This is a genomic window from Streptomyces sp. NPDC014870, from assembly GCF_043081505.1.
Taxonomy (GTDB): Bacteria; Actinomycetota; Actinomycetes; order Streptomycetales; family Streptomycetaceae; genus Streptomyces.
In genome coordinates this window covers 295,863-316,013 of the sequence record NZ_JBIBWQ010000003.1, presented here as the reverse complement: position 1 = coordinate 316,013, position 20,151 = coordinate 295,863, and the positions used below count along the sequence as shown (strand labels likewise).

The 20,151-nt window shown below is 72.3% G+C and carries 20 protein-coding genes; 9 read left to right on the top strand and 11 right to left on the bottom strand.

The window, feature by feature from the left end:
• The first annotated feature begins 165 nt into the window (after positions 1–165).
• The gene (locus ACF09C_RS10015; protein ID WP_392091390.1) at positions 166–675 is read left to right on the top strand and encodes an Lrp/AsnC family transcriptional regulator; all 510 of its coding nucleotides are present in this window, start codon (positions 166–168) and stop codon (positions 673–675) included.
• Positions 676–806: 131 nt separating this feature from the next.
• Here ACF09C_RS10015 and ACF09C_RS10010 read toward each other — a convergent pair whose 3' ends face one another.
• Together ACF09C_RS10010 and ACF09C_RS10005 are read right to left on the bottom strand one after the other, a co-directional pair.
• Positions 807–1,400: a TetR/AcrR family transcriptional regulator gene (locus tag ACF09C_RS10010; RefSeq protein WP_392090836.1), complete on the bottom strand. Its 594-nt coding sequence runs from the start codon at positions 1,398–1,400 to the stop codon at positions 807–809.
• Positions 1,397–3,016, bottom strand: coding sequence for a 3-hydroxyacyl-CoA dehydrogenase (locus ACF09C_RS10005; RefSeq protein ID WP_392090835.1), 1,620 nt, complete (start codon positions 3,014–3,016; stop codon positions 1,397–1,399). The genes ACF09C_RS10010 and ACF09C_RS10005 overlap by 4 nt, the downstream gene beginning before the upstream one ends.
• A 189-nt stretch (positions 3,017–3,205) precedes the next feature.
• On the opposite strand from ACF09C_RS10005, the gene paaN reads away from it, so the two are divergent.
• Positions 3,206–4,903 (top strand): phenylacetic acid degradation protein PaaN, encoded by a 1,698-nt coding sequence (paaN, locus tag ACF09C_RS10000; protein WP_392090832.1) that lies wholly within the window; start codon positions 3,206–3,208, stop codon positions 4,901–4,903.
• Between the two features lie 77 nt (positions 4,904–4,980).
• On the opposite strand, the gene ACF09C_RS09995 is transcribed toward paaN, so the two are convergent.
• The 3 genes from ACF09C_RS09995 to ACF09C_RS09985 are packed head-to-tail and all read right to left on the bottom strand — an operon-like array spanning position 4,981 to position 7,687.
• Entirely contained in the window at positions 4,981–5,643 is a 663-nt protein-coding gene (locus ACF09C_RS09995; protein WP_362428079.1) for a TrmH family RNA methyltransferase, read from the bottom strand.
• Positions 5,640–6,941 (bottom strand): HTTM domain-containing protein, encoded by a 1,302-nt coding sequence (locus ACF09C_RS09990; RefSeq protein WP_392090829.1) that lies wholly within the window; start codon positions 6,939–6,941, stop codon positions 5,640–5,642. The genes ACF09C_RS09995 and ACF09C_RS09990 overlap by 4 nt, the downstream gene beginning before the upstream one ends.
• Complete coding sequence (locus tag ACF09C_RS09985; protein ID WP_392090826.1) at positions 6,938–7,687, bottom strand: DUF5819 family protein; 750 nt, start codon at positions 7,685–7,687, stop codon at positions 6,938–6,940. The genes ACF09C_RS09990 and ACF09C_RS09985 overlap by 4 nt, the downstream gene beginning before the upstream one ends.
• 115 nt (positions 7,688–7,802) lie before the next feature.
• Between ACF09C_RS09985 and paaA the strand changes: the two genes are divergently transcribed.
• The 6 genes from paaA (at position 7,803) to ACF09C_RS09955 (ending at position 12,757) form a co-directional block, all read left to right on the top strand.
• Positions 7,803–8,846 carry a 1,2-phenylacetyl-CoA epoxidase subunit PaaA gene (paaA, locus tag ACF09C_RS09980; protein ID WP_392090823.1) on the top strand — a complete coding sequence of 348 codons (1,044 nt, stop codon included), beginning with the start codon at positions 7,803–7,805 and terminating at the stop codon, positions 8,844–8,846.
• A complete protein-coding gene (gene paaB, locus ACF09C_RS09975) occupies positions 8,843–9,130 on the top strand; it encodes a 1,2-phenylacetyl-CoA epoxidase subunit PaaB (RefSeq protein ID WP_362005482.1) in 288 nt (95 codons plus the stop codon). Before paaA ends, paaB begins: the two co-directional genes overlap by 4 nt.
• Before the next feature lie 56 nt (positions 9,131–9,186).
• Complete coding sequence (gene paaC, locus ACF09C_RS09970) at positions 9,187–9,894, top strand: 1,2-phenylacetyl-CoA epoxidase subunit PaaC (protein ID WP_392091389.1); 708 nt, start codon at positions 9,187–9,189, stop codon at positions 9,892–9,894.
• The gene (gene paaD / locus ACF09C_RS09965) at positions 9,888–10,406 is read left to right on the top strand and encodes a 1,2-phenylacetyl-CoA epoxidase subunit PaaD (protein ID WP_392090820.1); all 519 of its coding nucleotides are present in this window, start codon (positions 9,888–9,890) and stop codon (positions 10,404–10,406) included. The genes paaC and paaD overlap by 7 nt, the downstream gene beginning before the upstream one ends.
• On the top strand, positions 10,407–11,495 hold the full coding sequence (locus ACF09C_RS09960; RefSeq protein WP_392090818.1) for a 2Fe-2S iron-sulfur cluster-binding protein: 1,089 nt from the start codon (positions 10,407–10,409) through the stop codon (positions 11,493–11,495).
• A 128-nt stretch (positions 11,496–11,623) separates the two neighbouring features.
• Positions 11,624–12,757, top strand: a complete 1,134-nt coding sequence (locus ACF09C_RS09955; protein ID WP_392091388.1) for an acyl-CoA dehydrogenase family protein — start codon at positions 11,624–11,626, stop codon at positions 12,755–12,757.
• A 33-nt stretch (positions 12,758–12,790) separates the two neighbouring features.
• On the opposite strand, the gene ACF09C_RS09950 is transcribed toward ACF09C_RS09955, so the two are convergent.
• The 4 genes from ACF09C_RS09950 to ACF09C_RS09935 form a co-directional block, all read right to left on the bottom strand.
• Positions 12,791–13,135: a rhodanese-like domain-containing protein gene (locus ACF09C_RS09950; protein WP_392090816.1), complete on the bottom strand. Its 345-nt coding sequence runs from the start codon at positions 13,133–13,135 to the stop codon at positions 12,791–12,793.
• A 57-nt stretch (positions 13,136–13,192) separates the two neighbouring features.
• Positions 13,193–14,086, bottom strand: coding sequence for a hypothetical protein (locus ACF09C_RS09945; RefSeq protein WP_392091386.1), 894 nt, complete (start codon positions 14,084–14,086; stop codon positions 13,193–13,195).
• Positions 14,087–14,353: 267 nt separating this feature from the next.
• Positions 14,354–15,802, bottom strand: a complete 1,449-nt coding sequence (locus ACF09C_RS09940; RefSeq protein ID WP_392090814.1) for a DUF2252 domain-containing protein — start codon at positions 15,800–15,802, stop codon at positions 14,354–14,356.
• Positions 15,803–15,940: 138 nt separating this feature from the next.
• Entirely contained in the window at positions 15,941–17,071 is a 1,131-nt protein-coding gene (locus ACF09C_RS09935; RefSeq protein WP_392090811.1) for a hypothetical protein, read from the bottom strand.
• A gap of 121 nt (positions 17,072–17,192) precedes the next feature.
• Between ACF09C_RS09935 and ACF09C_RS09930 the strand changes: the two genes are divergently transcribed.
• The gene (locus tag ACF09C_RS09930; RefSeq protein ID WP_392090809.1) at positions 17,193–17,645 is read left to right on the top strand and encodes a MarR family winged helix-turn-helix transcriptional regulator; all 453 of its coding nucleotides are present in this window, start codon (positions 17,193–17,195) and stop codon (positions 17,643–17,645) included.
• 9 nt (positions 17,646–17,654) lie between these two features.
• On the opposite strand, the gene ACF09C_RS09925 is transcribed toward ACF09C_RS09930, so the two are convergent.
• Positions 17,655–18,314 carry a response regulator gene (locus tag ACF09C_RS09925; protein WP_392090806.1) on the bottom strand — a complete coding sequence of 220 codons (660 nt, stop codon included), beginning with the start codon at positions 18,312–18,314 and terminating at the stop codon, positions 17,655–17,657.
• 39 nt (positions 18,315–18,353) lie between these two features.
• Entirely contained in the window at positions 18,354–20,036 is a 1,683-nt protein-coding gene (locus ACF09C_RS09920; RefSeq protein WP_392091385.1) for a sensor histidine kinase, read from the bottom strand.
• Positions 20,037–20,151: the final 115 nt, after the last annotated feature.

Genomic DNA, 20,151 nt, shown 5'->3' with positions numbered 1-20,151 from the left:
GAAGGCGGGTGGCGCGAATGTGGTGCGCCTCACCTACCGATTGTTCGGTCGTGGAGCCATTTTGGCTACAGGCGCCCTCAGCCTGTGGACAATCGGTTCTCCACAGCCTGGGATGGAGACATGTCGTCCATGGATGAGAGGTGGGGGGACGTGACGGATGAACAAATGGCCGACGGCTGGGAGCAGGCCCTGCCCCCGAGCCCGACCGGAGTGCCGCAGGGCCCGCCGGCCCGCCCGCTCGACGCGATCGACCGGGACATCCTGCGCATCCTGCAGACGGACGGTCGCGCGTCGATACGCTCCGTGGCCGAACGGGTCCATGTGTCCCGGGCCAACGCCTACGCGCGGATCAACCGGCTGATCGACGACGGCGTGATCCGCGGCTTCAGCGCCCGCGTCAACCACGAGCGCGCGGGCCACGGCGCCTCCGCGTACATCACGCTCAAGATCGTCCAGAACTCCTGGCGCACCGTGCGCGAGCAGCTCCAGGCGCTGCCGGGCGCCGCACACATCGCCCTGGTCAGCGGAGACTTCGACGTCCTGCTGCTCGTGCACACGCCGGACAACCGGACGCTTCGCGAACTGGTGCTGACCAGGCTCCAGGCGATCCCGGAGGTGCTCTCCACCCGCACGCTCCTGGTCTTCGAGGAGACGGACCTCGACCCGGACCACTGACGGCGTCCGGAGCAGCACAGCCGGCCGGCGGGCCCACCGACGGCGTCCGGGAACGCCGACGGCCCGGAGGTGTCCAGGAACGCCGGCGGCCCGGACCGCGAGGCTGCCCGCGGTCCGGCCTCAGCGGCCCCTCAGCGGGCCGTACGCAGCCCGTCGAAGGCCAGGTGCACGACGGTGTCGGCCAGCTGGTCCCGCTCGGCGTGGGCGCCCGGCAGCGGCCGGTACCACTCCACCAGCGAGTTGATCATGCCGAAGAGCAGCCGGGTGGCGAGCTTGATGTCCACATCGGCCCGCAGGTCCCCGTCGGCCACGGCCGCCTTGAGCAGATCGGCGACCCTGTGGTCGAACTCCCTGCGCCGCTCCATGGCCCAGCGCTCGGTGTCGGTGTTGCCCCGGACCCGCAGCAGCAGCGTCACGTACGGCAGCTCGGCTATCAGGACCTCGACGGTGCGCCGAGTGACGTACTCGACCCGCTCGATCGCCCGGCCCCGCCCCGCGCCCGGCTCGTCGAGGATCCCGAAGAGGCCGTCGAGCGCCCGGCTGACGGCCCTGCGCAGCAGCTCCTCCTTGCCCGCGACATGGTGGTAGATCGAGGACTTGGAGATCCCGGCCGCCTTGGAGAGGTGCTCCATGGACGTGCCGTCGTAGCCGCGCTCGTTGAAGACCCGTACGGCGACGGAGAGCAGCGTCTCGGGGGTGTAGGTGTCCCGCTTCGCGGTCGTCATGCCGTGGCCTCCTCACCGGCCGTGTCGCCCGCCGGGTCCGCGGCCGCCTGCTCCGCGGCGACCCGGCGGCGCAGCGCCTGCGACGGGGCGTAGCGGCCCGTCGGGTACTCCTCGTGGAGGTTGGAGAGCGTCCCGAGGACCCAGCCCGCGCCCAGTTCCTCGGCCCAGGCGAGGGGCCCGCGCGGGTAGTTCACGCCGAGTCGCATCGCGGTGTCGATGTCGCCGGCGTCCGCCACCGCGCGCGCGGCGGCGTCGTACGCGAAGTCGGCGAGCATCGCGACCGTGCGGGCGACGATCAGGCCGGGGACGTCCCCGATGACGCTGACCTTCTTGCCGGCCGCCTGGAAGAGGCCGATCGCCTCCTGCAGGGAGGCGTCGTCGACGCTCGCGGCGGGCGCCAGGACGATCCGCTCGCAGGCGGCGAAGTCCAGGGCGAGGTCGAAGTGGACGACCGGCATCTCCGCGTCGTCGGCTGCGGTGCCGTCGGCGAGGAACAGCCGGGTCCCACTGGGCAGTTCGATCCAGCCCGGGTAGCCGGGCACCGCGTCGTCGGCGCGCTCGACGGTGACGCCGGCCGCCTCGAAGAGGCCCACCAGCGCGCGTGCCTGGTAGAGGTCGCCCTGGACCGTGACGGAGGCCGGCGCCGCGGCGGGCGGCGCGGTGTGCGGCTCGGGGGCGGTGGCGCCGTCCCCGTACGGGAACCAGCCGTGCCCCGACTTGCGGCCGAGCCGCGCCGACTCGACCAGGCGCCGCTGGGCGAGCGAGGGCGTGAACTTGGGGTCCTGGTAGAAGGACTCCCAGACGGACCGGGTGACGGCCTCGTTGACGTCCTGGCCGATGAGGTCGGTCAGCTCGAAGGGGCCCATCCGGAAGCCGCCGCTCTCGCGCAGGGCCGCGTCGATGGTGGCGGGGTCGGCCGCGCCCTCCTCGTACACGCGCAGCGCCTCGGCGTAGAAGGGCCGGGCGATCCGGTTGACGATGAAGCCCGGGGTGTCGGCGCAGCGCACCGGCGTCTTGCCCCAGCTCTTGGCCGTCGCGTACGCGCGCGTGGCGGCCGAGGCGTCGGTGGCGAAGCCGCTGACGACCTCGACGAGCGGCAGCAGCGGTGCCGGGTTGAAGAAGTGCAGGCCGACGAACCTGCCGGGCAGCCGCAGACCGCCGGCGATCGCGGTGACGGAGAGGGAGGAGGTGTTGGTGGCGAGCAGGGTGTCGTCGCCGACGATCTTCTCCAGGTCGGCGAAGAGCCGCTGCTTGACGCCGAGATCCTCGACGATCGCCTCGACTACGAGCGCCGCGTCGGCCAGCTCCGTCAGCTCGGCGGCGGGGTGCAGCCGGGCCACGGCGGCGTCGCGCTCCGCGCGGTCCAGACGCCCCTTCTCGACCAGTCGGTCGAGGCGGCCGGCGAGCGCGGTCACGGCCTCCTCGGCGCGGCCGGGGGCGCTGTCGTAGAGCCGTACGGGATGCCCGGCGACCAGGGCGACCTGCGCGATTCCCTGGCCCATGGTCCCGGTGCCGACGACGGCGACGGTACGGCTCCGGTCGAGGGCTTCGGCGCCGGGGTCCTGGGCCGTGGCCGGGGCGGCGTCCGGCGCGGAGTCGCTCACATTGGCGGTCATACGGCTGATCCTCCCCGATGGGTTGTCCACAGCTTCGACAGACCCCCTTGTCCCGACCGATCGTTCGGTTACTCTAACTCTGTCCGTTCGTCCCTGCCCACCCGTCTTCCACGACCACCGTCGCGGAGGGCACCGCGCAGGCGTCACACGCGCCGAACCGATCTAGCTCGACGAGGAGTTGGTCCCGCAATGGCCGCCGCTCAGCTGACCACCGACGCTCTGGCCCAGAAGCACCGGTCCACACTCGACCAGGCACTGGACACGATCCGCACCCGTGCCTACTGGTCCCCGCACCCCGAGCACCCCAAGGCCTACGGCGAGAACGGCTCGCTGGACGCCGCCGGCGGCCTCGAGGCGTACAAGGCCCTGCTGAACACCCGCTTCGAGCTGGACCAGCCCGGCACGGACGGCTGGACCGGCGACGAGACCTCGCCGTACGGCCCGGCGCTCGGCATCGAGTACCCGCACGCCGACATCGACGTCCTGCTGCCCGCGATGCGCGCCGGCATGGCCGCCTGGCGCGAGGCCGGCGCCGAGGTCCGCGCCCTGGTGTGTCTGGAGATCCTCGCCCGGATCTCCGCCCGCACCCACGAGTTCGCGCACGCCGTCATGCACACCAGCGGCCAGGCCTTCATGATGGCGTTCCAGGCCGGCGGCCCGCACGCCCAGGACCGCGGCCTGGAGGCGGTGGCCTACGCGTACGCGGAGCAGACCCGGACCCCCGGCGGCCGCGCCGACTGGTCCAAGCCGCAGGGCAAGAGGGACCCGCTGGAGCTGAGCAAGGCGTTCACGCCCGTCGCGCGCGGCATCGCGCTCGTCATCGGCTGCAACACCTTCCCCACCTGGAACGGCTACTCGGGCCTGTTCGCCTCCCTCGCCACCGGCAACCCCGTTCTGGTCAAGCCGCACCCGCGCGCCGTCCTCCCGCTGGCGCTCACGGTCCGCGTCGCCCGCGAGGTCCTCGCCGAGGCCGGTTTCGACCCGAACCTGGTCGCGCTGGCCGTCGAGCGGCCGGGCGAGGGCATCGCCAAGACCCTGGCCGTGCGCCCCGAGATCCGGATCATCGACTACACCGGCTCCACCGCCTTCGGCGACTGGCTGGAGGCCAACGCCCGCCAGGCGCAGGTGTACACCGAGAAGGCCGGCGTCAACACGGTGGTCGTCGACTCCACCGACGACTACAAGGGGATGCTGTCCAACCTGGCGTTCTCGCTGTCCCTGTACAGCGGCCAGATGTGCACCACCCCGCAGAACCTGCTGATCCCCCGCGACGGCATCGCCACCGACGCCGGACCCAAGTCGTACGACGAGGTCGTCGCCGACCTCGCGGCGGCCGTCGGCGGTCTGCTCGGCGACGACGCCCGGGCGAACGCGCTGCTCGGCGCCCTGGTCAACCCGGACGTGAAGGCGCGCCTGGAGGCCGCCGCGGGCCTCGGCGAGGTGGCGCTCGCCTCCCGCGAGGTGGCGAACCCGGACTTCCCCGACGCCGTCGTCCGTACGCCGGTCATCGTCAAGCTGGACGGCTCGAAGCCGGACCCGGAGGCGGCCTACTTCTCCGAGTGCTTCGGCCCGGTCTCCTTCGCCGTCTCCGTCGACTCGACGGTCGACGCGCTGGAGCTGCTGCGGCGCACGGTCCGCGAGAAGGGCGCGATGACCGTCGGGGCGTACACCACCTCGGCCGAGACCGAGCGGGCCATCGAGGAGGTCTGCCTGGACGAGGCGGCCCAGCTCTCGCTGAACCTGACGGGCGGGGTCTACGTCAACCAGACGGCGGCGTTCTCCGACTTCCACGGCTCGGGCGGAAACCCGGCGGCGAACGCGGCCCTGTGCGACGGAGCGTTCGTCGCCAACCGCTTCCGCGTGGTGGAGGTCCGCCGCCAGGCGTGACCCCGGGCGCCCGCGGGGGCCCTCAGGGGCCTCCGCGGGACCGCGGGGGCCCACGGGCCGCTCAGACCGACGGGCGGTCAGCCGCCCGGGGTGATCTCGGCGTACCGCTGCACCCACGCGTGCATCGCGATCGCCGCGGCGGCGCCCGCGTTGATCGACCGGGTCGAGCCGAACTGGGCGATCGAGCAGACCATCTCGGCGTGGTTCCGGGCCTCCTCGGTGAGGCCCGGGCCCTCCTGACCGAACAGCAGCACACAGCGCCGCGGCAGCACGGTCCGCTCCAGCGGCACCGCCCCCGGCAGGTTGTCGATGCCGATGATCGGCACGCCCTCCGCCGCCGCCCACGCCGTCAGCGACACGGTGTCCGGGTGGTGGCGGACGTGCTGGTAGCGGTCGGTGACCATCGCCCCACGCCGGTTCCACCGTCGCCGCCCGACGATGTGGATCTCCTTCGCCAGGAAGGCGTTGGCCGTCCGCACCACCGACCCGATGTTGAAGTCGTGGCCCCAGTTCTCGACCGCGACATGGAAGTCGTGCCGCCGGGTGTCCAGGTCGGCGACGATCGCCTCCCGCGTCCAGTACCGGTACCGGTCGACGACGTTCCGCCGGTCCCCGCCGGCCAGCAGCTCCGGGTCGTAGCGCTCGCCGTCCGGCCAGGGCAGCGGATGCGGCCCCACGCCGACCTCGGGGGCGTACCCGTCGTCGTACTGGATCGGCTCGGACTGTTCAGCGGTGCTCACCCCACGAGGGTACGGGGGGCGGCCTCCTCGTCCGCACGGCGCTGGTCGGGCACCGTCCCGCGCTCGCGGGACAGCAGCCGGTCCCTGCCGCGCCCCGCGCGCGCCCCCAGCCACACCAGGAACGCCGTCGGCAGGAACACCGCGTCCGCCGAGATCATCGCCAGCGAGAAGAGCGGGAGCCCGAGGAGCACGGCGATCCCGGCGTGCTCCAGCATCATCGCGACCAGCAGGACGTTCTTGACCTTGCGGTTGAACAGAGCGAAGGGGAACGCGACCTGGATCAGCACGGTCCCGTAGGTCAGCACCATCACGATCATGCCGCTGGATCCGAGCAGATCGGAGAGGGCGGGCCAGGGCGAGAAGTAGTCCAGCTTGAGCGGGTAGTAGAGCGCGGTGCCGTCCTGCCAGCGCGAGCCCTGGATCTTGTACCAGCCGGCCGTCGCGTAGATCAGACAGACCTCGGCCATGATCACGACGAGGGCGGCGTTGTGCACCAGGTTGGCGAGGACGTCGAGCAGCGTGCGCGGCTCGCCCGGCGCGTAGCGGCACACCAGCCACCACAGCGCCTGCCCCAGCCACAGCACCCACAGCAGCACCAGCAGCCAGGCCGTGCCGTTGGTCTCGGAGAAGTAGGTGGTGGCGAGCAGCAGCCCGCCGAGCACCGTCCACAGCAGCGGTCCGACGACATCGCGCCGGGGCGCCTTGCCCGCCTCCGCCTCGCGGGCCTCGCGAGCGGCCCGGCGGGCGTCCAGGGACCAGACGCGGGAGCAGCGGGTGAGGACGAGGTAGATCGCGGTGAGGTGGATGACGTTGTCGCCGCCGTCGCCCATGAAGACGGAGCGATTCTGCAGGGACAGCACACCGGCCATGAAGACCACCGACACGGCACGGGTGCGCCAGCCGAGCAGCATCAGGAGGGCGGAGAGGAGGGCGAGCGCGTAGACGATCTCGAACCAGACCGCGCTGTCCGACCACATGAGCACCGTGAACGCTTCGTTCTCGGCGATCAGGCGGCGCCCCATCTCCCAGGCCCAGGGGCCGTCGGGGCCGTAGAGCTCATGGCGGTGGGGCAGTTCGCGCAGTAGGAAGAACAGCCAGGTGAGCGAGATGCCGATACGGACGATGGCGGTCTGGTACGGGCCGAGGGCCGAGGACGTGATCCGCTGGATGCCCCGCGCGAGCCGCCGGTCGAAGGGCTCGCGGGCCGCGGACTCGTGGGGCGCGAGCTCGTGGGCCGCGGACTCGTGGGGCGCCGTGCCGGCGTTCCCGGGCTCCGGGGGTGTGGTCGATCGGTTCATCGGCCCGCCTCCGCGCGGTCGTCCCGTGCCCCGGCCGGCAGATCGGCGGCGGTCACCTTCCACCACGGAAACTCCCGGTAGGAGGGGTCCGTGTTCGTCTTCTCGTTGCTCCACGACGGAGCGGGCACGACGCGCGTCACGGAGCGGAGCTGGATCCGCTCCACCGTGCCGCCGAGGTCCGCCCCGTCGAGCCGGAGCATGACGATCCGGCGGATGTACTGCTCGGAGAGAACACCGCGCAGACCGTTCGGCCGGTGGTCGTCGGTGTGGGTGTTCAGATAGAAGTCCCACGCCCGGCGGAGCTCGTTCTGCTCGGTGTGGCTGGGCACCAGGTTGCCGCGGATCGCCTCCGCGTCCTGCGCGCTCAGTCCGATCCAGCCGGTGGTCCGCTCGGCGCCGTCAGCGCCCTCGACCTCGGCGCGGACCTCGACCGCGATGTTCTGCTGGAGCGGATTGGGGGCGAAGAGCTTCCAGTTCTGTTCGAACTCGGGGTAGACCCACTCGTCCACCGCCTCGCCGTTCTGCTTGGTCAGCGTGTTCGACGGCGCGACATGCAGGAACACCATCGCGAGGTGGACACAGGCGAAGACCGCCACACCGGCGAGCGCGACGGCCGCGGCGACCTGGTACGGGAGCGAGAGCGAGGCGATCCCGGCCCCCTGGCCGCGTCCCTCCCGCGGCTCCGGCCCGGGCGGTTGCTGCTCCTCGTGTACGCCCGCGTCGTCCGCGTCGACCTGCGCTTCCATCCCCGCCCCGATCCCCGATCCGTCCACCCTCGGCCATGCACAGGGTTGACACCATACGGGCCGCCGACCGACCATTGAAGTCATTCAACCGAACGATCGGTCGGTAGGGGGTCCGATGACCGCAGGGACGGCAGCGACCGCAGTGACCACGGACGCACAGAAACAAAGGGCGGCCACGCAGGGCACGCCGGGCACGGCCGCTGAGACGGCCGCGTCCGACGCGGCGGCGCAGGCGGCCTACGAGGCGGTGTTCGACGCGGCCGTCGCCGCCGACGAGCGCATCGAGCCCCGCGACTGGATGCCGGACGCCTACCGGGCCTCGCTCGTCCGCCAGATGGCACAGCACGCCCACTCCGAGATCATCGGCATGCAGCCGGAGGCCAACTGGATCACCCGCGCGCCCTCGCTGCGCCGCAAGGCGATCCTCATGGCCAAGGTCCAGGACGAGGCCGGCCACGGGCTGTACCTGTACAGCGCGGCGGAGACCCTCGGCACCAGCCGCGACGAGCTCCTCGACAAGCTCCACTCCGGCCGCCAGAAGTACTCCTCGATCTTCAACTACCCGACGCTGACCTGGGCCGACGTCGGCGCCATCGGCTGGCTGGTGGACGGCGCCGCCATCACCAACCAAGTCCCCCTCTGCCGCTGCTCCTACGGGCCGTACGCCCGCGCGATGGTCCGCGTCTGCAAGGAGGAGTCCTTCCACCAGCGCCAGGGGTACGAAGCCCTCCTCGCCCTCTCCCGGGGCACCGAGGCCCAGCACGCCATGGCCCAGGACGCCGTGAACCGCTGGTGGTGGCCCTCGCTGATGATGTTCGGCCCGCCGGACGACGCATCCGCGCACTCCGCCCAGTCCATGGCCTGGAAGATCAAGCGGCACTCCAACGACGAACTGCGCCAGCGGTTCGTGGACATCGCCGTCCCCCAGGCCGAGGCCCTCGGACTCACCCTCCCGGACCCGGACCTGCGGTGGAACGAGGAGCGCGGGCACTACGACTTCGGCCCCATCGACTGGGCCGAGTTCCAGGACGTCCTCAAGGGCAACGGCCCCTGCAACGAGCAGCGGCTCGACCGGCGCCGCCAGGCCCACGAGAACGGGGCCTGGGTCAGAGAAGCAGCGGCGGCATACGCCGACAAGCACGGGGAGGCACGGGCATGACCACCGACGGATGGCCCCTGTGGGAGGTGTTCGTGCGCTCGCGCCGCGGCCTCTCCCACACCCACGCCGGCAGCCTGCACGCGCCGGACGCCGAAATGGCCCTGCGCAACGCCCGCGACCTGTACACCCGCCGCAGCGAAGGCGTCTCGATCTGGGTGGTGCCCTCCACCGCGATCACCGCCTCCTCGCCGGACGAGAAGGACCCCTTCTTCGAGCCGTCGGCGGACAAGCCCTACCGGCACCCGACCTTCTACGAGATCCCCGAGGGGGTGAAGCACCTGTGAGCGGCCCCACCGAGACCACCGAGACGAACGCGACCACCGCGCACGCGGGCACCACCGTGATCGCCGAAGCCGCGCTCGCCCTCGGCGACGACGCCCTGGTGCTCTCCCACCGACTGGGGGAGTGGGCGGGCGACGCCCCCGTCCTGGAGGAAGAGGTCGCCCTCGCGAACATCGCGCTCGACCTGCTCGGCCAGGCGCGCGTCCTGCTCTCCCTCGTCGGGGACGAGGACGAACTGGCCTACCTCCGCGAGGAACGGGCCTTCCGCAACACCCAGCTCGTCGAGCAGCCCAACGGCGACTTCGCCCACACGATCGCCCGCCAGCTCTACTTCTCCACCTACCAAAGGCTCCTCTTCGCCCAGCTCGCGGCCGGCGACGGCCCCCTGAGCGGACTCGCGGCCAAGGCCGTGAAGGAAGTCGCCTACCACCAGGACCACGCCGAGCACTGGACCCTCCGCCTCGGCGACGGCACCACCGAGAGCCACGAGCGCATGCAGCGCGCCTGCGACGCCCTCTGGCGCTACACCGGCGAGCTGTTCCAGCCCGTCCCCGGCCTCGACGTCGACCCCGAGGCCCTGCGGGCCGCCTGGCTGGACTCCGTCACCGCCGTCCTCACCCGAGCCACCCTCACCGTCCCCACCGGCCCCCACACCGGCGGCTGGCGTGCGGGGGCCGGCCGGCAGGGCCTGCACACCGAGTCCTTCGGACGGATGCTCGCCGAGATGCAGCACCTGCACCGCAGCCACCCGGGGGCGGCATGGTGACCGCCACCCGTCCCGGGATGACCGACCTGGAGCGGGAACTGAGCCGGATCGCCGGCGCCGTCCCCGACCCGGAGCTGCCCGTCCTCACCCTCGGCGAACTCGGCGTCCTGCGCGGCGTCCAGGTCCTCGGCCCCGGCCGCGTCGAGGTCGCACTGACCCCGACGTACACCGGCTGCCCCGCCATCGAGGCGATGTCCTCCGACATCGAACACGCCCTGCACGCCCACGGCATGGCCGACGTCTCCGTCGTCACCGTCCTCGCCCCCGCCTGGTCCACCGACGACATCAGCGACGAAGGACGGCGCAAGCTCGCCGAGTTCGGCATCGCCCCGCCCCGCCCCCAGGGGCCGGCCGCGGCCGGCGGCCCCGTGCCCGTGACACTGGCGATCCACTGCCCGAACTGCGGCTCCACGGAGACCGAGCTGCTCAGCCGCTTCTCCTCCACCGCCTGCAAGGCGCTGCGCCGCTGCACCGCCTGCCGCGAACCGTTCGACCACTTCAAGGAGCTGTAGATGGTGTCCTCAGGAGCCGGACGGGCCGCCTTCCACCCGCTCCGGGTGAGCGAGGTCGAGCAGCTCACGGACGACTCGGTGGCCGTCACCTTCGCCGTACCGGCCGAACTGCGCGACGCCTACCGCCACACCCCCGGCCAGCACCTCGCCCTGCGCCGCACCGCACGCGGCGGCGAGGAGATCCGCCGTACGTACTCCATCTGCGCGCCCGCGGCCCCCACCGGCCAGGACCCCGTCCTGCGCGTCGGCATCCGGCTCGTCGACGGCGGAGAGTTCTCCACCTACGCCCTGAAGGAACTGGCCGTCGGCGACACCGTCGACGTCATGGAGCCCATGGGCCGATTCACCCTCACGCCCCGCCCGGGCCGCTTCGCGGCCGTCGTCGGCGGCAGCGGCATCACCCCGGTCCTGTCGATGGCGGCCACGCTGCTCGCCCAGCAGCCGGACGCCCGGTTCTGCCTCGTGCGAAGCGACCGCACCGCCTCCTCCACGATGTTCCTCGACGAGGTCGCCGACCTCAAGGACCGCTTCCCCGACCGCTTCCAGCTGGTCACCGTCCTCTCCCGCGAGGAACAGCAGGCGGGCCTCCCGTCCGGCCGCCTCGACCAGGAGCGGCTGACCGGCCTGCTCCCCGCGCTGCTCCCCGTCGACGAGATCGACGGCTGGTTCCTGTGCGGCCCCTTCGGCCTCGTCACCGCCACCGAACGCGCGCTGCGCGGACTCGGCGTCGAACGCTCCCGGATCCACCAGGAGATCTTCCACGTCGACGACGGTTCGGCCCCCGCCCCGGCCCCCACGAGCGCCGCACCCGTCCACGCCACACTGACGGCCACCCTGCACGGCCGCTCCGGCAACTGGCCCGTCCAGGAAGGCGAGACCCTCCTCGACACGGTGCTCCGCGCCCGCGCCGACGCCCCCTACGCCTGCAAGGGCGGCGTGTGCGGCACCTGCCGCGCCTTCCTCGTCGAAGGTGAGGTCCGCATGGACCGCAACTTCGCCCTGGAACCGGAGGAGACCGAAGCCGGATACGTCCTGGCCTGCCAGTCCCATCCGGCCACCGCCGAGGTGGAGCTCGACTTCGACCGCTGACCGTCCCCCGGCCGGCCGTCCCGGCGGCCGGGGAGTCCCGCCCATTCCCTTCCCCTAGAACCTGTTCTATCTTGACGACCCGTCAGGCAGACGGACAGCAGTCAAGCAGGCAACGGGAAGGCATGGCCGTGGACTTCACCTTCACCGAGGAACAGCAGGCCGCCGTCGAAGCGGCCCAAGCGGTCTTCTCCGGCGTCACCCCCGACGCCGTACCGAGCCCCGCGCTCACCCCCGGAGCCGTCGCCGACGACTTCGACCGACCGCTCTGGTCCCGCCTCGCCGGCGCCGACCTGCTCAGCCTCGTCCTCGACCCCGCACACGGCGGCGCCGGACTCGACACCATCGCCCTCTGCCTCGTCCTGCGCGAATCCGCCCGCGTCCTCGCCCGCGTCCCCCTCCTGGAGACCAGCGCCGTCGCCATGACCGTGGAACGGTACGCCGACCCGCGCATCGCCGCCGACCTCCTCCCCCGCGTCGGCCGCGGCGAACTCGTCCTCACCGCCGCCTCCAACGGCCACACCGGGCACGACCCCGCCGAACTCGCCGTCACCGCCCACCGCGACGGCACCGACTGGATCCTCGACGGCCTCCAGAGCGCCGTCCCCTGGGCCCACGGAGCCGACCGCATCGCCGTTCCCGCTCACACCGCCGAAGGACAGGCCGTCCTCGCCCTCGTCCCCCGCGCCAAGGCCGGCCTCACCCTCGCCGACCAGTTCTCCACCAGCGGCGAACTCCTCGCCGAACTACGCCTGGACTCCGTCCGCCTCGACAGCGCCGACGTCATCGAAACCGACGGCGCCTGGGACTGGCTCCGCGGCGTCCTCGCCACCGGAACCTGCGCCCTCGCCCTCGGCCTCGGCGAGAACGTCCTCACCATGACGAGCCAATACACCGGAAAACGCGAGCAGTTCGGCCACCCCGTGGCCACCTTCCAGGCCGTCGCCGTCCAGGCCGCCGACCGCTACATCGACCTGCGCGCCATGGAAGTCACCCTCTGGCAGGCAGCCTGGCGCATCAGCAGCGAAGCGGGCGGCCCGCTGCCACCCGCCGCGGACATCGCCGTCGCCAAGATCTGGGCCTCGGAGGGCGTACGCCGCGTGGTGCAGACCGCCCAGCACCTCCACGGCGGCTTCGGCGCCGACACCGACTACCCGCTCCACCGCTACCACGCGTGGGCCAAGCAGCTCGAACTCGCCCTCGGCCCGGCCGCCGCGCACGAGGAGGCTCTGGGCGACCTCCTGGCCGCCCACCCCCTCGGCTGACCGACCCGGAAACCGCCCCGGGCCGGAAGAGACTCAGGCCACGAAGCCCGGGGCGCCGTCCTTCGTCACCACCGGCCGACCGGCCGCGTCCCAGGCGATCATGCCGCCGTCGACGTTGACCGCGTCGATCCCCTGCTGCACCAGATACTGCGTGACCTGCGCAGACCGGCCACCCACCCGGCACATCACATACGCCCGACGCCCCTCGGCCACGGCCTCGGTCACCTCGCCGAAACGCGCCACGAAGTCACTCATCGGCACATGCAGAGCACCCTCGGCATGACCGGCCACCCACTCGTCGTCCTCACGGACGTCCAGCACCAGGGCGTCGGACGGCACGGAAGCCACGTCCACCGAGGGGAGCGGGGCGAAGTTCATGGGACAGGCCTTCTCTCGTACGAACGGCTCGAAGGGAGGATCGAGCCCCTTGGAAACTTAACCCACCTGCCGCACCAACGCGGCCAGCTCGGCCTCCCGCTCGGACACCTGCGCGAGCAGCTGCTCGGCGATCTCCTCGAGAAGCTCATCGGGATCGTCCGGCGCCATCCGCAGCATCGCGCCGATCGCGCTCTCCTCCAGCTCCCGCGCGACCAGGGTCAGCAGTTCCTTGCGCTGCGACAGCCACTCGAGGCGCGCGTACAGCTCCTCGCTCTCGCTGAGCCGCTCCGGCTCGGGCACCGGACCGGCAGCCCACTCGGCCGACAGCTCGCGCAGCAGCGTGACGTCACCGCGCGCGTAAGCCGCGTTGACCCGGGTGATGAACTCCTCGCGCCGCTTGCGCTCGTCCTCCTCGCGCGCCAGGTCCGGGTGGGCCTGCCGGGCCAGCTCGCGATACAGCTTCCGGGCCTCCTCACTCGGCCGCACCCGCTTCGGCGGCTGCACCGGCTGCTCGGTCAGCATCGCGGCGGCCTCGGGGGAGAGCCCGTCGGAGTCGATCCAGTCGTGGAAGAGCTCGTCGACACCGGGCATCGGCATGACGACGGCCCGCGCCTCCTGCGCCTTCCGCAGATCCTCCGGATCCCCGGTCTGCGCCGCGCGCGCCTCGGCGATCTGCGCGTCCAGCTCGTCGAGCCGCGTGTACATCGGCCCGAGCTTCTGGTGGTGCAGCCGGGAGAAGTTGTCGACCTCGACGCGGAAGGTCTCCACCGCGATCTCGAACTCGATCAACGCCTGCTCGGCCACCCGCACGGCCTTCTCCAGTCGAGCCTCAGGCCGCTCATCCCGAGCCCCGGACCCAGCCCCGGCACCGGAACCCGGGCCCGCACCCGTCCCGCCCCCCGCGTCAGAGCCCTCGCCCGTCACAGCGCCCGGGTCAGAAGCGTCACCCATCCCGACACCCGTGTACGAGCCCTCGCCCTTACCCGCGTCAGAGCCCTCGCCCGTATTCGCACCCAGGTCCGCGCCTTCGCCCGCACCCGCGCCTGCGGCCGGATCCACGTCCTGGTCCACGCCCACGTCCTCGTTCCGGTCCGTCACCCCACCAGCCTACGATCCCCCGGGGGGCCTCCCCCCCTCCCTCCCCCGCCCCGCCCCCCGTTTTTCATGGCCTGTGGCCACCGGTCCGAGGCAGCCCGGTTTTCGGGCAGCCCTGGGCCGTCACACTCCGAGTTCGGCCGCTATCCGGCCGTTGCGCACCGCCGTCAGCAGGTCGGTGTGGTCCGCCGTGGTGCGGTCGGCGTAGGCGACGGCGAAGCACGCGACGGCCTCGTCGAACTCCTCGCTCTTCCCGCAGTAGCCGGCTATCAGACGCGGGTCGGCGCTGTGGGCGTGGGCGCGCGCGAGGAGTGCGCCGGTCATGCGGCCGTAGTCGTCGACCTGGTCGGGGGTGAGCGCGGCCGGGTCGACGCTGCCCTTGCGGTTGCGGAACTGGCGCACCTGGAACGGTCGCCCCTCCACCGTGGTCCAGCCGAGCAGGATGTCGCTGACGACCTGCATCCGCTTCTGGCCGAGCACCACGCGCCGGCCTTCGTGCCCCGCGTCCGGGACGGCGAAGCCGACGGCGGGCAGGTGCGGGAGCAGTGCGGACGGCCGGGCCTCCTTCACCTGGAGGACGAGCGCCTCGCCCCGGTGGTCGAGCAGCAGCACGACATACGAGCGGGTGCCGACGCTGCCGGTGCCGACGACGCGGAAGGCGACGTCGTGGACGGCGTACCGCGCGAGCAGCGGGAGGCGGTCCTCGGAGACGGTGTCCAGGTAGGGGCCGAGTGCGGCGGCGACGGCGGCCGCCTCCGCGTCCGGGACCCGGCGCAGGACGGGCAGGGCTTCGACGAACCGGCGGCCTCCGCCGTCGGCGTCGGTCACGGACTCGGTGGATCGGGCGGCGAAGCGCGCGCTGGTGTTGTTGCGGGCCTTGGCCGAGACGCGTTCGAGGGTGCCGAGCAGGTCGCGGGCGTCGGTGTGGGAGACGAGTTCCTCGTCGGCGATGGCGTTCCAGGCGTCGAGGGCGGGGAGCTTGGCCAGCAGGCGCATGGTCCGGCGGTAGGCGCCGACGGTGTCGAAGGCGGCGGCGCGGCAGGTGTCCTCGCTCGCGCCGGCCTCCCGTCCGGCGAGCACGAGTGAGGTGGCCAGGCGCTTGAGGTCCCATTCCCAGGGGCCGACGACCGTCTCGTCGAAGTCGTTGAGGTCGATGACGAGGCCGCCGCGGGCGTCTCCGTAGAGGCCGAAGTTGGCCGCGTGCGCATCGCCGCAGATCTGGGCGGCGACGCCGGTGACGGGGGAGCCGGCCAGGTCGTGGGCCATGAGTCCGGCGGAACCGCGCAGGAACGCGAAGGGGCTCGCGGCCATGCGTCCGACGCGTATGGGGGCCAGTTCCGGCACGCGGTCGCGGCTGGAGTCCTCGACGGCGCGGACGGCGTCGGGGCGGTCGGCGGCGAGGACGAGGGTGTCGTGGATGGTGCGTGGGACGCGCGTGCGCAGGGCCTTGCCCTGTTCCTTCGGGGAGTCGGTGACCCCCGCGGCGGTCCGCCGGGCGAACCCGGGCACGTGCGGAACGCGTCCGCCGTCCGTGTCTCGCTGTCCCGGTACCACTGCCCGGATCTCGCCCATGGGACGTCCACCCCCGACTTCGTGCTGTCCTGTGCCGTTCAACATCAACGGGATGACGGTACCGCCGGGTTCAACGGCCCGTCTTCCCCTGTGGACAACGGCCTGTGGACAACCGGTCACCTGGACGTCCGCCGCTTTTCAGACCCCGACGGCCTCCTCCATCTCCTCCTCGTTCTCCTCCTCCGTCTCCTCCTTGGCCGCCGCCCGGGCCGCCACAGGTGCGGAGGGATCGGCCGGCGTGGTGGCCGCGGCTCGGCTGCGGCGGGTCTCGGCCAGGCCCGCGCACAGGGTGACGGCGACTCCGGCGAGGAGCCAGAGTCCGAGGACCAGGAGGTGTCCGCCCAGGGCGTGGTCGGCGAAGTAGACGTGGCTGCGGACGCCTTCGACGAAGCCGGCGCCGTTCCAGAAGGCGTGCAGGGCGCCGAAGAATCCGGGCTGCAGCTCGGGGCGGTAGATCCCTCCGGAGCTGGTGAAGTTGAGCATCACGAACAGGACCATCACGCCGAGGGTGGTCCAGCGGCGCAGGAAGGTGTGGAGTCCGACGCCGATCAGCAGGATGCCGGCCGAATACAGCCAGGACATCGCCCAGACTCCGCCGAGTCCTCGGTCGACGAGGTGGAACATCGGTCCGGCGAAGGCCGCGCCAACGAGGCTGACGACGAGGGACGTTCCGGTGGCGAGCAGGGCACGGACGCGCAGGGGCAGGACGGCGCCCGCGCCGCCGATGACGGCGACGGAGGCGTACGAGCCGATGCTGAGCGCTACCAGCAGGAAGAAGACGCCCTGTCCGGTGGGGTCGCCGTCGGAGACGGGGGCGACGTCGGTGACCTTCAGGGGTGCGTCGTGTCCTGCGGCGACCTTGGTGAAGACCTTCTCTACGGCCATGGCGCTGGTGTCGGAGGAGGCGGAGGCGACGAGCAGTTCGGGCCGGTCGCCGGGGAGGTAGGCGCCGAAGGAGTGCTGTTCGCGCAGTGCGGTGACGGCGGTCGCGCGGTCGGGGACGGTACGGACGTCGAGGGCCCCGTCGCCCTCGTCGTGGAGGGTCTGGGCGAGGACCTGGACGCCCGGACCTGAGCCGACGACGTCGACGCGCAGGTCGTGGGGGTGGGGGGCGTGGAACGCGCCGAGGTAGGCGAGCCCCATGCCGATGCACATCAGGAGGGGGGTGAGCAGATGTCCGAGCACATGGCGCAGGGCGCCCGCGGGCGCCGATCCCCCGGGCGCGGACGAGGACGCAGCGGCGGACGCGGCGGGGAGTCCTGCGGACACCGAACACCTCCATGAGTGGTTGGCTTTTACAACTGAATACACATGCACCATACATCTAAATGGTGGTTGTACTCTACAACCGACCGCCCGACCACACCTCGGAACGCCCCCGGAGCGCACCATGACCGACGGCGACGGCGACGGCCCGCGCGAGGCCTCCGTCGACACCATCCAGCGGGAGCTGACGGCCTTCGCCCGCCGTGCCCGCGCCGCGGCCGCCCGGCTCCACCCGGATCTACCGCTCGTGTCGTACACCCTGCTCGCCCACATCGACGACCAGCAGGGATGCCGGGCCACCGACCTCGCCACGCACTACCTGCTGGACAAGTCGACGGTCAGCCGCCAGATCGGCGGTCTGGAGAGGCTCGGCCTGGTCGAGCGCCGGCCGGACCCGGACGACCACCGGGTCCAGGTGCTCCACCCCACCGAGGCGGGCAGCCGCGTCCTCGCCGCCACCCAGGCGAGCCGGCACGCCGCCTACCAGGAGCGCCTGAAGGACTGGCCGGCCGACGACCTCGCCCGCTTCGCCTCCTACCTGCTCCGCTACAACGCGGCGGGCCCGGGCGGCGCCTAGAACGCCGGGTCAGAGCCCGGCGTCGCGCGCCAGCAGCGCCGCCTGCACGCGGTTCTCGCAGCCCAGCTTCGCCAGGATCCGGCTGACGTACGTCTTCACGGTGGCCTCGCTCATGTGCAGGCGCCTCCCCGCGTCCGCGTTGGACAGCCCCTCGCCGAGGAGGGCGAGGACCTCGCGCTCCTTCTCGCTCAGCGCCGCCACCCTCCCCCTCGCCTGCTCCGCGCGCGCCACCTCGCGGCCGGAGGCCAGCTGCTCCACCACGTGCCGGGTGGCGGCGGGCGAGAGGTACGCGTCACCCGCCGCCGCGGCCCGGACCGCGCGGATCAGCTCGGCTGGCGCGGTGTCCTTGAGCAGGAACCCGGCGCCACCGTGTTCCAGGGCGCGCAGCACGTTCTCCCGCTCACCGAAGGTCGTCAGCACGATCACCCGCGTCGAGGGCGCCACCCGGCGCAGCTCCGGCAGTGCGGACAGCCCGTCGAGCACCGGCATCTGGATGTCGAGCAGCACCACGTCGGCGTGGTGCGCGCGCACGTGCTCGATGGCCTCGCGGCCGTTCGCCGCCTCCGCGACCACCTCGATGTCCTCGTCCGAGGTGAGGATCATCCGGATCCCGGCCCTGATCAGCGGCTCGTCGTCGGCGACCACGACCCTGATGCGCTGCCCTGCCACAGCTACTCCCCAACGGCTACCGGTTCGGCCGGGTCAGCGCTAGCGCTTGACCTCGTACGACTTCTTCTCGATCAGCTTGCCGTCCTTGAAGCAGAAGCGGAAAACCGGCTCGGTCTCCACCTCTTTCCCCACCTCGGACGACATGAGCACCAGGCACTTGGAACCCTCCGGCTCCTCGGGGCCCTTGCCGTGCAGCCCGGTGGTCGTGATGGTGTCGCCGGACGGCAGCTTGTCGCGGACCTCCTTCTCGGCCGATCCGACCGATATCGCGTCGTACTCGGCCGGGTCGATCATGCCCTTCTCCAGCGATCCGACGAGGAAGTAGACGCCGAAGCCGCCCGCGACCAGCAGCAGGACCAGGGCCGCGAACGCGATCCCGCACCCCAGCGCGATCCCGCTGCCCGCGCTCCTGTTCCTGCCCCCGTGCATCGCCATCGCCAGCTCCCGTTCCGTGAAGGTCCAGTCGGCCTGCCCGACCTGGACGGCTCCACGGTGGCCCACCCGGGGGTGCGTCGACTGCTGCCGGAAGTCGTCCGCCGCATCGACCAAAGGCGCTGCCTCCACCACCCCGTAGGGCAGCATCCCGGCGACCCGGAACCCCCCGCCGTCCGCCGGCCCCGCGTGGACGATGCCGCCGACGAGCCGGGCCCGCTCGTGCAGCCCGGTCAGCCCCTGCCCTCCGCTGACGACATCCTCCGGGGACTTCTCGGCCGCTTCGTTGACGATCTCCACGACCAGGGAGTCCGGCTCGTACCGCAGTTCCACGTCGATGAGCGCGCCCGGCGCGTGCTTGTACGCGTTGGTCAGCGCCTCCTGCACGATCCGGTACGCCGCGTGGTCGGCGGCCGGCGGCAGCGGCCGGTGGTCCCCGTTCCACCGCAGCTCCACCCGGTTCCCCGCGGCCCGCGCCGCCTCGACGAGCCCCTCGATACCGGCGGTCCCCCGTGCCGCCCGTCCCGAGGAGTCGCCCGTCCCCGCGGGCAGGGCCGCGGTCTCCGCCCCGGCGTGGACACCGTCCCGCAGGATGCCGACGACCTCGCGCAGCTCGTGCATCGCGGTCACCGACGCGTTCCGCAGCACCCCGACGGCCTCCCGCTGGCGGTCGGTCAGCTCCCGGTCGACCTCCAGGGCGCCGGTGTGGACCGCGATCAGCGCGAGCTGGTGGCCAAGGCTGTCGTGCATGTCCTGGGCGATCCGCTGCCGTTCGAGCAGCCGCGCCTGCCCGACCACCATCGCGCGCTCGCGCAGCAGCTGCGCGTTGCCCTCCTGCAGGGCGTGCAGCAGGGTCCTGCGCTGGGTCCAGTACCGGTTGGCGAGGCCGGGCGCCAGGGTCGTCGCGAGGAAGTAGAGCGTCGACATGAAGACGACGGTCAGGGTCCGGTGCAGGTCCCAGATGTCGATCAGGCTCGTCGAGACGTTCAGCACGTACGCGACGGTGTAGGCGATCAGTGCCCGTCCGGCCCCGGCGATGTATCGGCCGGACGACCAGCCGACCAGGATCAGCAGGACGAGGAAGCCCGACACGACCGGCGCACAGGCCGCCGTGACGATGAGCACAGTCCCCGGCAGCCGCCGGCGCAGCAGTGACAGCACGGCGGCGCCCAGGCCCACCCCGGCCAGCCGCCACCCCTCGCCGCCGAGCAGCTCTTCGGCGCCCGCGGCGAGCAGCCCCATCACGACGGCGAGCACCACCTCGCCGGTGGTCCTGCGCCGCGACCACATCGCGGGCGCCGCGAACCAGGCCCACGCGGCGGCGGCCCCTGCCCTGATCTTCGAAGTCGCGTCCACGCTCGCACCTTAGGCAGCGCCCCATCCCACCGGCGGCCCTCTTTCGTCG